The organism is Pseudomonas sp. GXM4 (assembly GCF_008923895.1).
Classification (GTDB): domain Bacteria; phylum Pseudomonadota; class Gammaproteobacteria; order Pseudomonadales; family Pseudomonadaceae; genus Aquipseudomonas; species Aquipseudomonas atacamensis.
Window position 1 is genome coordinate 1 of sequence record NZ_WBRZ01000183.1, and the last position, 11,599, is coordinate 11,599.

Sequence of the window (11,599 nt, forward strand, 5' to 3'; positions counted from 1 at the left end):
AATCAAGCGCCGCCCTTTTGTTGAGCAGGTTTTCGCAAACCGAGACTATGGTCTGACGGGTTGTCGATCCGCGCTTTTGCGTAGACCATGAGCGCCTTGGTTTTTGCCGATGCCTGAGTTCTTTGTCATGACTGCCAACTCCCCAGCCCGACCGGCGCCGTTCAGCCGTGCCGACTACAAGACCCTCGGCCTTGCCGCGCTCGGCGGGGCGCTGGAAATCTACGATTTCATCATCTTCGTATTCTTTGCGCTGACCCTGAGTCAGCTGTTCTTTCCGCCGGAAATGCCCGAGTGGCTGAGGTTGCTGCAAAGCTTCGGCATCTTCGTCACCGGTTATCTGGCGCGGCCGCTGGGCGGGATTCTGATGGCGCATTTCGCCGACCGCCTGGGCCGCAAAAAGGTGTTCAGCCTGAGCATCCTGATGATGGCCCTGCCGTGTCTGCTGATCGGGATCATGCCGACCTACGCACAGATCGGCTATTTCGCGCCCTTGCTGTTGCTGGCGCTGCGCATCCTTCAAGGCGCGGCGGTGGGCGGCGAAGTGCCAAGTGCCTGGGTGTTCGTCGCCGAGCATGCGCCGACCGGCCATCGTGGCTACGCCTTGGGCTTTCTGCAGGCCGGCCTGACGTTCGGTTACTTGATCGGCGCACTCACTGCGACCTTCCTGGCACAGGTTTTCACGCCTGCCGAAATTCTCGATTACGCCTGGCGCTATCCATTTCTGCTCGGCGGCGTGTTCGGCGTGGTGGGCGTTTACCTGCGCCGCTGGCTCAGCGAAACCCCGGTGTTCATGGCCATGGAAGCGCAGCGCGAGGCGCGGGTCGAGCTGCCGCTGCGCACGGTGCTGCGTGAGCATCGTCTGGCCATGCTGCCGGCCATGTTGCTCACCTGCGTACTCACCTCGGCAGTGGTGGTGTTCGTGGTCATCACCCCGACCATGATGCAGAAAACCTTCGGCATGACCGCCAGTCACACCTTCGGCCTCAGTGCCCTGGGCATCGTCTTCCTCAATATCGGCTGCGTGATCGCCGGGCTGCTGGTCGACCGCATCGGCGCCTGGCGCACGGTCATGCTCTACAGCTTGTTACTGCCGCTGGGCATTGGCGTGTTGTATGGCTGCCTGATCATGGGCGGGCATTGGATCGGCATGGCCTATGCGGTCGCCGGCCTGGCTTGCGGGGTAGTGGGTGCGGTGCCTTCGGTGATGGTCGGGCTTTTTCCGGCGCGGATTCGCGTGTCGGGCATTTCCTTCACCTACAACATTGCCTACGCGGCGTGGGCAAGTATCACCCCGCTGCTGCTGATTGGTCTGATGCCGTGGAGCCCGTGGGTCTGCGTGATCTTTTGTGCCGTGATGGGCGCTGTGGGGATTGTGACAGCGGCGTATTTCGGTGCGCGCATGCCACGTACCGGACCGTGTCAGGCGGCCGGCGCTGCCTGATCCGCAAGCGCCGGATTATTTTCGACTGACGGGTCTGGAGCTGGCTTCAGAAAAGCTGTGCAAGGCCGATGGCTAGGTTGTATCCGCTAACTACCCTGCCATCGGTGCTTTCCTATGTTCAATAAACGCTTGAAACAAGAGCTGGCTGCTCTGCGCGAAGAACTCTCCAGCCTTGTACAAGTGAAGGAAAGCCTGGAAAGCGAAATGCTCGCGCTGACCCTTGAGCCCGACGGGCGGATTCGTTCGGTCAACCAGAATTTTCTCGATGAAATGCTCTACAAGAGCCAGGACCTGATCGGCCGGGCAATCGAAGACATCGTCCCGGCCCACGTCAAATCCGACGAATTCCATCAGCGCTTCAAGAACTCGATGAGCCGTGGCGAGCATTTTGCCGGCGCCGTGCGCCTGTTGCGCGGCAATGGCGACGAGGCGTGGCTGCGTTCCATCGTGCAACCGGTACGCTCGTCCGATGGCCGGATCAGACACATTTCCTTCTACGCCAGCGACCTGACCCGCACCATCGAAGCCTCCCGCGAGCATGAGAACCTGATCGGCGCGCTGGTGCGCTCCACCGCCGTGATTGAATTCGATCTCAACGGCAATGTGCTCAGCGCCAATGACCGCTTCCTCAACGGCATGGGTTACAGCCTGGCGCAGATCAAAGGCAAACATCACCGCACGTTCTGCGCCCCGGATGAGTACAACAGCGCCGAGTACCAGAACTTCTGGCGGCGCTTGAACAGCGGCGAATTCGTCGCAGGCCGCTTCAAGCGTATCGACAGCCATGGTCGTACGGTGTGGCTGGAAGCGTCCTACAACCCGGTGGTTGATGCCAACGACAAACTGTACAAAGTGGTGAAGTTCGCCACGGTGATCACCGATCAGGTCAACCGCGAGCAGGCGGTTGCCGACGCAGCGAGCATCGCTTACAGCACCTCGCAACAAACCGACAGCACCGCACAACGGGGCACCACGGTCGTCACCGAAGCGGTCAACGTGATGCGTGATTTGTCGCGGCACATGCAAGCCGCCGGCGAAGGAATCGAAGCGCTCAACGAGCAGTCGCTGGTGATCGGCACCATCGTCAAAACCATCAGCGGCATTGCCGAACAGACCAACCTGCTGGCGCTCAACGCCGCGATCGAAGCCGCCCGGGCCGGCGAGCAGGGCCGTGGTTTTGCCGTGGTCGCGGACGAGGTCCGGCAACTGGCCTCGCGCACCAGCCAGGCGACGGACGAAATCGTCGGCGTGGTACGGCAAAACCAGGAAATGGCCCGCAATGCCGTGGCTCTGATGACCGACGGCAAGCTTCAGGCTGAACAGGGCCTGGCGCTGGCGGCAGAGGCGGGCACGGTGATCGTCGAGATTCAGGACGGTGCGCAGAAAGTGGTGGATGCGGTGGGGCAGTTTGCCAATCAGCTCTCTCACTGACACCGCACTGATCCCTTGTGGGAGCGAGCTTGCTCGCGAAAGCGGTGTGTCATTCAACATTGATCTGACTGACCTTTCGCCTTCGCGAGCAAGCTCGCTCCCACAGGTTTTTCACCCGCCTTCTTTCTGTGGTCTGGCGCTACAATCGGCTCCTTTTCTTCCGGAGCAGATCCCCATGAGCGTCTCCCACCGCCGTCCGGTGCCTCTGAACAAAGCCTATCGCCTGCTCAATCACGGGCCGACCGTGCTGGTCAGCGCCGCTCACGACGGCCAGCGCAACATCATGGCCGCCGCCTGGGCCATGCCGCTGGATTTCGAACCACCAAAAGTCGCCGTCGTCCTCGACAAATCCACCTGGACCCGCCAGTTGCTCGAAGCCTCCGGCACTTTTGTGCTGAACGTGCCTTGCGTCAATCAGGCCGATATCGTGCAAACCGTCGGCAACACCTCCGGCCTGGAAATCACCCGCAACCAAGGTCAGGACAAGTTTCAGGCGTACGGCCTGCAAACCTTCGCTGGCGAACAGATTGAAGCGCCGCTGCTCGAGGGCTGTGTCGCCTGGCTCGAATGCCGCCTGCTGCCGGAGCCGCGCAATCACGAGCAATACGACCTGTTCCTCGCCGAAGTCATCGCCGCCCAGGCCGATGAGCGTGTGTTCAGCGATGGGCGCTGGCATTTCGAGGGGCAGGATGGACTGCGTACCTTGCACCACGTGGCGGGCGGGCATTTCCTGACGATTGGGGATGGGGTGGATGGCAAGACGTTGGCGGTTTAAATGACGTTGATGGAAAACCGTCAGCGGATGTAGCAAGGTAGAGGCTTCATTCCACTGCTCAGGCGCAACGCTCATGGACGTTTCTGTTGCCGGTTATCTTGCCCCGTTGCTGTCGCTGGCGCTGTTGTGGACAGTGGCGGTGGTCACGCCCGGGCCAAATTTCTTCAACATCGCGCAACTAGCGGCCAGTCACTCGCGCCGACATGGCGTCGTGGCTGCGCTGGGTGTGGCCACCGGCACGGTGCTGTGGGGCCTTGCCGGCGGCTTGGGAATCAAGACGCTGTTCAGCGCCGCGCCGACCCTCTATCTGGGCTTCAAGATTGCCGGCGGTTGCTACCTGATTTATCTGGGGCTGAAGCAATTCAAGCGCAAGGCTGCGATTGCCCCCGGTGCATCGGCTGCGCCCCGGCAGACTTATTTCGGCGTCTACGCTCGCGGTTTCCTGGGCAACATGACTAATCCGAAATCGGCACTCTTTGTCGCCACCATCTTCGCCACCGCCATGCCGCCCCACGTGCCGCCGCTACTGCTGGCGCTGGCCGTGCTGACCATGGCCACGCTGTCGTTCAGCTGGTATTGCAGCGTCGCTCTGTTCTTCGCCAGCCGCCGGGTTGCCGGTGTCTACGAGCGGTCACGCCAGTGGCTGGATCGGTTGGCAGGTGGGTGCTATTTGTTGTTTGGGGTGCATTTGGTGGCGAATCGCTGATCAATGAGAGCAATCGCTGTGCGCAAAAAAAGGCCTACCTCCCGGTAAGCCTTTTCTGCCCACTTCGTAATACTCAATCCCCCAACGCCTCTCCCTCACGCCGAGGGTCGGCACCCCCCGTCAATGTCGCTTTGCCCTGCGCATCCTTCACCCGCACGATTGCTTGGGTGCCGCTGGTCATGTCGATTTCACTGACCGTGTGCCCTTTGTCTTTCAACGCCTGAATCAGCGCTGGGCTGAACTGTCCCTGTTCCAGTTCGGTGGGGCCATTGCGGCTGCCGAAGTTGGGCAGGTTGATCGCACTTTGTGCATCGAGGTTCCAGTCGAGCAGGCCGATGGTGGTTTTAGCCACGTATTCGATGATTTGCGAACCGCCGGGCGAGCCGACTGTGGCGACGAATTCACCAGTGTTGCGATCAAAGATCAGCGTCGGCGCCATCGACGAGCGTGGGCGTTTTCCGGGTTCGACGCGGTTCGCGACTTTCTGCCCGTTCTCTTCGGGGATGAAGGAAAAGTCGGTCATCTGGTTGTTCAGCAGAAAACCTTGAACCATCAGGTGCGAGCCGAACGCGGCTTCGATGGTGGTGGTCATCGACACGGCGCCGCCGAGATCATCCACCGCGACCACTTGCGAGGTCGAGATGCGCAACGGCGAGCGGTCCGGTGCGTAGGCAACCTGTACGCCCGGCGGTGTGCCCGGTTTGGCGCTGCCCATGCTGCGCTCGCCGATCAGGCTGGCGCGGCTGGCCAGGTAGGCAGGATCGAGCAACCCTTTGACCGGCACCGGGACGAAGTCGGTGTCGGCCACGTATTGCGCGCGATCGGCATAGGCCAGACGTTCAGCCTCGGCGATCAGATGCACCGCTTGCGGCGCCGGTTCGATGCCGGCCGGCCTATTGCTGTTCACCGGTTTGAGCGGCGTCAGCGACAGGCGTGGGTCGCGAGTCTCCAGCGCCTGCAACGTGCCGAGAATCTGCGCTACGGCAATTCCGCCTGACGATGGTGGCGGCATGCCGCAGACCTGCCAACGCTTGTAGTCGGTACACAGCGGCGCGCGCTCCTTGGCCTGATAACGCTGCAAATCGTTCAGCGACAGGCTGCCGGGGTTGGCGTGCTGTTGAACCTTGGCGACGATCTCTTCGGCGATCGGACCTTTGTACAGCGCATCGGCACCTTCGCTGGCGATGCGTTTGAACACGGCGGCCAACTTCGGGTTTTGCAGGCGTGTGCCGACAGCTTTGACGCTGCCATCCTCATTCAGGAAGTACGCAGCCATGTCTGGCGACTGGCGTATCAGTGGATCGGCAGTCAGCAGCGAATGCAGGCGCGGGGAAATCGCAAAGCCTTGCTCGGCCAGTTTGATCGCTGGCTCAAACAGCTTCGCCCATGGCAAGCGACCGTGTTGTCGATGCGCCAGCTCCAGCGCCCGCAACACCCCGGGCGTACCGACCGAGCGCCCGCCGATCTGCGCTTGCGTAAAGGCCATCGGTTTACCGTCAGCCTTCAGGAACAGCTTCTCGGTGGCCCCGGCCGGCGCCGTTTCGCGGCCGTCATAGGTGCGCACCTGCTTGCCATCCCACAACACAATCATCGCCCCGCCACCGATCCCGGAAGACTGCGGCTCAACCAGCGTCAACACCGCCTGCATCGCAATCGCCGCATCAATCGCCGAACCACCCTGACGCAACATCTCCCGCCCGGCTTCGGCCGCGAGTGGATTGGCAGCAGCGGCCATGTGCTTATTGGCGTGACGGGTTTGCAGATCAGTGCGGTAACCGGAAGCGGCTTCCGGTGCCAGCGGCAACGAGGAAGAGGGCGGGGCGTTGCATGCGGTGAGGGTCAGAGCGCTGACAAGCAGTGTCAGGGCTGGCAGGCGAAAGCGCTTCAAAGGCTGGGCTGGAAACACGCGGGATCTCCGTCCGTGGGGTAGAAGTCTTGAGGGACTTTATCGAGCGGGCGGACGGGGTGCAAACTGCGTGAGGATTACAGCCCTCCCGCTCAGCGGCCGCGCCGATCGATTGGCCGAAAACGATGCCTTTGTGGGAGCGAGCCTGCTCGCGAAAGCGGTAGCTCAGGCGGTGCTATTTTCTTAGTTCTTAGTCGTGTGAAGCGTGCCGTCGGCCATTTTGCTCGGCAGCATTCCCAGCACAAACACGCTGGCCGGCCCGCCGGCGCCACGGATGGCCCAGTTCAGGCGCTGTTGCAAAATCCCGCCGCCGGCCAGACGCCCCAAAGCCAGGTCGGCGCCTATTGCCGTCGCGATCGCGGTGCTGGCGGATGGCATGAGCATGGCGCCGGCGACCATGATCTTGCCGAAGTTGCTGGCTGGCTCCTCGGCAGTGCCAGCGTCCGTGCGACACCAGTTGTCCGGCGTGCAGGACTTGGCAAATACCCTGTCTTCGCGTGGCTCGGGCGCAGGCCACTCATCCTTCTCGATGTACACCGGCTCCGGTGCTTTCGGTGGAAGCAAAGTAAACCAGGCCCTGCCACCGCTATACGGATTTAATAACCAGTCATCGTCGAGAAGGTATTTGTATTGACGCATGCCAACTCCCTGCATGGCGCTGAATCGAGCCAGGGGAGCTTGTCGGTCGAAGGGCAATTCGGGGAGAGAGGGGCGAGTGCTTGAAGTGATGAAAAATACAGTTCTTACGTGAGCAAAGCCTGCTTCCTACAGGGCTATCTCAGTCCAGCGGTTTTGCGCCTGATTCAGGCAAAACCATTGTCGGTCGCGCCTGTAGTCTTTTCCTTTGAATCGCTGACTACGCCGGATTTCTCTTACAGATTATTCAGGTCGACAGCCTACACGGCGTTGCCTGAGGATGGTTTCTGTACGGTTCCCAGGAGGGGCTTCACTTTTGCTGGGCGGTGGAACAAAACAAAGGCAGCAACACGACATCCATCAATCAAAAGAAATCTGGAAGGCGCTGAAGAGGTAGCTCAATGAAAAGCGTAAGCAATCACGAGGGCAGTGTTCTCGAAATGCTGCGCACGGACGAGAATTTCGCTCTCGAATATCTCGTTGCAGCATTGGAAGAAATTGATGAAGAGGGCGGTGAGTCTGTGTTTGTCACCGCGGTGCGACGTGTGGTGGAAGCGAGAGGCGGTTTTGCCGCTGTCTCCAACGCAACCGGACTCAATAGAGGCAATCTTTACCGCCAATTTTCAGCAGATGGAAACCCAGGCCTTTCTACGCTACTGAAGGTGCTGTCTGCTGTGGGGCTCGGTTTGTCGAAGGTGGTCGCTCACAGTCAGGATGATCAGGAACACACAGCAGCGTGATCCACCGTGGTAATAAGAAGCCTGGCTCGATGTCGGGCTTTCTGATTTTTCCCTGCGGCGTTTTCCCGATGGGATACGTGCAATTGACCCGCTGACGTCAATCGGTAGATTGCGAGTGAAGCAGAGCGCAACTTTTCTCGAGGCATAAAAAAACGGCCTACCTTTCGGTAAGCCGTTTTTAGTACTTGGTGGCTACACAGGGACTTGAACCCCGGACCCCAGCATTATGAATGCTATGCTCTAACCAACTGAGCTATGTAGCCAAGTGGCGCGCATTATTCCCCTGAAATGGCAAAGCGTCAAGCGTAAATCGAAAATATTTCTTCCTGTTTTCAACCGCTTATCCTCCAGCCCCGAAAATCGGGGCCGGGGAGGGCGTCAGCGCAGTTGGAATCTGGCGGTATTGGCGCTCAGGGCCTCGCTGCCCTGGCTCAAGGTGTCCGCCGCGAGGTTCACCGCGCGTGCGCCTTCAAGCAAACGCACCGCCGCTTGATCGACCTGCTGGATATTGCCGCTGACTTCGTCGGCGGTGCTGGCCTGTTCTTCCACAGCTGTGGCGATTTGCGCCAGGGTGTCGGTGACGCTCTGTACGGCGCTGGCGATTTCTCCCAGGCGTTCGCCGAGTCCGGTGACTGCCTCGGCATCCGATTGCGCCTGACCACAGGCGGCTTCCATCAGGCTCACCGCTTCGTTGACCGTGGCGCGCAGGCTGTCGACAGTGCCGGCGATCTGCGCGGTGGACGATTGCGTGCGTTGCGAGAGGCTGCGCACCTCGTCGGCGACCACGGCAAAGCCGCGACCCTGTTCGCCGGCGCGGGCGGCTTCGATGGCGGCGTTGAGTGCGAGCAGGTTGGTCTGCTCGGCGACGCCGCGAATGGTGTCCACGACCAGTTGAATCTGCTGGCCTTGCTCGCTGACCCGGCCAAGCGCGGCGGCGGTGTCGTTCAGGCGCTGATTGAGCTGCTGAATGCTGGCCGTGGTGCGCTGGCTGTCGCGGCTGCTGTCGGCGGCGATGCGCCGGGTTTGCTGGGCGCTGCCGGAGGCCTGTTCGCAACTTTGCGCGACGCCTTGCGAGGTGGCGGCCAATTGCGTGGCGGCAGCGGCGATCTGGCTGATCTGCAACTGCTGCGCCTCGACTTCGCTCAGGGCGCCGCTGGAGTGTTGGTTGAGGCTGCGTACCGCGTTGCTCAACTGCGAGGTCTCGTGGTCGACGCCGAGCATGCTGCTGCGCAGTTGCACCACAGCGACGTTAAGCGCGGTGCTGATCGCTGCCAGCTCATCGCGCCCCACCACTGGCACTTGCAGGCTCAGGTTACCGTCGCGCAAGGCCTCAGCGAGCAAGGTGATGCCGCTGGCACTGCGGCGGATCGAGGCTTGCAGGCAAACGAACAGGTACAACGCGGCCAGCAGCAGGCAACCGAAGATTGCGGCGACAAGAATGAACTGGCGGATCGCCGAGCTGTAATACGCATCGAGCCGCTGATCCAGCGCGACCAGTGACTGCTGGCGCAGGGAAGCGAGGTCGGTGAGCAGCGCGTCGAGGCTGCGTTCGAAGTCCTCTGGCTTGAGGTTGATGCTGCCGCCAAACACACCGTCGTCGAGGACTTTCAGGCCGCTGTCGAGGTGTTTCAGGCTGTCTTGATATTGACCGGCCCAGGCTTGCAGCTCGGCTGGCAGACGCGCCTCCAGCAGGCTGGCGGTTTTCACCAGTTGCTCGCGGGCGTCACCAATGCGGCTGCGCAGGTCCCGCAACTGCAAGCGGCTTTGCAGGGTGAACTGCCCGGAGACGACCGAAGCCTGACCGACTGCGGCGAGACGCCCGACCCGCTCGATCAGGTCCGGTGCGTGTTGCGTGGAAATCTGCGTCAGCAGGTAGGTTTCCAGCCACGGCGCGAGGGTCAGGCGATTGTCCATGACGATCTGCTCGCGCAAGGCTTGCAGCGCGCCCAGGGCATTGGTGAAGCGGTCATAACCGTCCGGCCACCAGCCGACACTGCTGAGGCTTTTCGAATCAAGGCCATTGAGTGCGGTTTGCAGCGCCTGAAAGCGTTCGAGGATTGCGCCGTCGGCGCCTTGCTGGTTCAGGGCATTTCCCAGCTCGGTGGTGGCTTGCAGCACCGCCGGTTGCACGCCGTCGAAGGCAGCCATGGCGGCGAGGGTGGCCGGTGTCGGCTGACGATTGGTCTCGGTGGCGCGCCAGCGGGCGGCGCGGTCGCGTTGCGCGGCGAGCAGGTTGTCCAGCGCATCCAGCGCGAGCAATTGACGCACGCCGGCACGTTCGCCGGAAATCAGATTGAGCTTCTCGCGATAGTCATGGCCGATCATCAACAGGCTGCCGGCCAGCGGCAGAATGAACAGCAGAAACAATAATTGGAATTTACCTGCGAAGCCAAACCGCCCCAGCAATTTGATCCCCGGTGAAAGGAAAGCCTGCATGCCTCATGACTCCTCTGGACACCACGCACCATTGGCGTGCATCGCGAACCTTTCGGCTGCGACCTGTGCCCTCTAAAAGGCCTCGAAAGTTCACCCATGCCCGCTCTGTAGGCCGGCTCTGTAGCGAAACTTCCCATTGTCGAGCGCCTTTGTAAGGCGATCGTGTTCAAGGGCAGAAGGAAGGCAAGATTCAGACCATGGCGTTGCGCTATCACCGTTTGCTCGACGACCAGTCAGTTAGTTAGCTGCCTAAGGGGATAGCGCGAGCGCACCGAAAAATGGCACATTGACGCACCTGCCTGCGGGCACCCATCTGCTGTCCGGAATTTTCCATGGCTATCAGCAACGTTCAGACCGCCGCTGCCTCGGCGACCGCTGCTCCGCAAAGCAGCCCCTTGGTGATGCGCATCATCGGCGCGGTGGCGCTGGCGCATCTGATCAATGACCTGATCCAGTCGGTGCTGCCGTCGATCTACCCTATGCTCAAAGCCAACTATGGCCTGACCTTCACCCAGGTCGGCCTGATCACCTTGACCTTCCAGTTGACCGCGTCGCTGTTGCAGCCGTGGGTCGGATATCACACTGACCGGCATCCGAAACCGTGGCTGCTGCCGGCGGGCACCGTGTGTACGTTGATCGGCATTCTGATGATGTCGGTGGTCGGCAGCTTCCCATTGATTCTGGTGGCGGCGGCGCTGATTGGTATCGGCTCGTCGACCTTTCACCCGGAAGCCTCGCGTGTTGCGCGGCTGGCTTCGGGCGGCCGGTTTGGTCTGGCGCAATCGACCTTTCAGGTCGGCGGCAATGCCGGCTCCGCGTTCGGCCCATTGCTGGCGGCGGCGATCATCATTCCCTTCGGCCAGGGCAATGTGGCGTGGTTCGGTCTGTTCGCAGTGTTTGCGCTGTTCGTGCTGTACCGCATCAGCCGCTGGTACGCCAATCACCTCAACTTGTTCAAGCTCAAGGCCGGCCAGGCGGCGACGCACGGCTTATCGAAGGGCAGGGTGACCAGTGCCTTGGTGGTCCTGGGGCTGCTGGTGTTCTCCAAATATTTCTACATGGCCAGTTTCACCAGCTACTTCACCTTCTACCTGATTGAGAAGTTCGACCTGTCGGTGGCGAGTTCGCAATTGCACTTGTTCCTGTTTTTGGGCGCAGTGGCTGCAGGGACGTTCTTCGGCGGGCCTATCGGCGACAAGATCGGACGCAAGGCAGTGATCTGGTTTTCCATCCTCGGCGTCGCGCCGTTCACCCTGATCCTGCCGCATGTCGATCTGTTCTGGACTAGCATTCTCAGCGTGGTGATCGGCTTCATTCTGGCGTCGGCATTCTCGGCGATCGTGGTGTACGCGCAGGAACTGGTGCCAGGCAATGTCGGGATGATTGCCGGGATTTTCTTCGGGCTCATGTTTGGTTTCGGCGGGATTGGCGCAGCGCTGCTCGGGCATCTGGCGGATGTGCACGGGATTGAGTATGTGTACTTCCTGTGCTCGTTTCTGCCGTTGTTTGGTGTGTTGGCGATTTTTTT

General features: G+C 61.0%; 8 protein-coding genes, 1 tRNA gene and 2 pseudogenes. 7 read left to right on the plus strand and 4 right to left on the minus strand.

Annotation, left to right across the window (positions count from 1 at the left end; genetic code table 11):
• Nucleotides 1-127: 127 nt before the first annotated feature.
• From F8N49_RS19875 to F8N49_RS19890, 5 genes and pseudogenes are all read left to right on the plus strand, one after another.
• Nucleotides 128-1,441: an MFS transporter gene (locus tag F8N49_RS19875; protein WP_151552227.1), complete on the plus strand. Its 1,314-nt coding sequence runs from the start codon at nucleotides 128-130 to the stop codon at nucleotides 1,439-1,441.
• Between the two features lie 204 nt (nucleotides 1,442-1,645).
• Nucleotides 1,646-2,332: pseudogene (locus F8N49_RS28655) on the plus strand (PAS domain-containing protein); the annotation flags it as partial.
• Between the two features lie 102 nt (nucleotides 2,333-2,434).
• Nucleotides 2,435-2,872: pseudogene (locus F8N49_RS28660) on the plus strand (methyl-accepting chemotaxis protein); the annotation flags it as partial.
• A gap of 175 nt (nucleotides 2,873-3,047) precedes the next feature.
• Nucleotides 3,048-3,647 (plus strand): flavin reductase family protein, encoded by a 600-nt coding sequence (locus F8N49_RS19885; protein WP_073473530.1) that lies wholly within the window; start codon nucleotides 3,048-3,050, stop codon nucleotides 3,645-3,647.
• Between the two features lie 73 nt (nucleotides 3,648-3,720).
• Nucleotides 3,721-4,353 (plus strand): LysE family translocator, encoded by a 633-nt coding sequence (locus F8N49_RS19890; RefSeq protein ID WP_071173586.1) that lies wholly within the window; start codon nucleotides 3,721-3,723, stop codon nucleotides 4,351-4,353.
• Nucleotides 4,354-4,426: 73 nt separating this feature from the next.
• Here F8N49_RS19890 and ggt read toward each other — a convergent pair whose 3' ends face one another.
• Nucleotides 4,427-6,259, minus strand: a complete 1,833-nt coding sequence (ggt, locus tag F8N49_RS19895; protein WP_151552232.1) for a gamma-glutamyltransferase — start codon at nucleotides 6,257-6,259, stop codon at nucleotides 4,427-4,429.
• Nucleotides 6,260-6,442: 183 nt separating this feature from the next.
• Nucleotides 6,443-6,898, minus strand: a complete 456-nt coding sequence (locus tag F8N49_RS19900) for a hypothetical protein (protein WP_016773199.1) — start codon at nucleotides 6,896-6,898, stop codon at nucleotides 6,443-6,445.
• 398 nt (nucleotides 6,899-7,296) lie between these two features.
• Between F8N49_RS19900 and F8N49_RS19905 the strand changes: the two genes are divergently transcribed.
• On the plus strand, nucleotides 7,297-7,635 hold the full coding sequence (locus tag F8N49_RS19905; protein ID WP_151552234.1) for a DNA-binding protein: 339 nt from the start codon (nucleotides 7,297-7,299) through the stop codon (nucleotides 7,633-7,635).
• Between the two features lie 186 nt (nucleotides 7,636-7,821).
• Here F8N49_RS19905 and F8N49_RS19910 read toward each other — a convergent pair.
• Both F8N49_RS19910 and F8N49_RS19915 read right to left on the minus strand, forming a co-directional pair.
• Nucleotides 7,822-7,898 (minus strand) — tRNA-Met (locus F8N49_RS19910).
• 115 nt (nucleotides 7,899-8,013) lie between these two features.
• Nucleotides 8,014-10,071 carry a methyl-accepting chemotaxis protein gene (locus F8N49_RS19915; RefSeq protein ID WP_151552236.1) on the minus strand — a complete coding sequence of 686 codons (2,058 nt, stop codon included), beginning with the start codon at nucleotides 10,069-10,071 and terminating at the stop codon, nucleotides 8,014-8,016.
• A gap of 332 nt (nucleotides 10,072-10,403) precedes the next feature.
• Between F8N49_RS19915 and F8N49_RS19920 the strand changes: the two genes are divergently transcribed.
• Nucleotides 10,404-11,599: MFS transporter (locus F8N49_RS19920; RefSeq protein WP_151552238.1), on the plus strand; the 1,196-nt coding region annotated here is incomplete at its 3' end.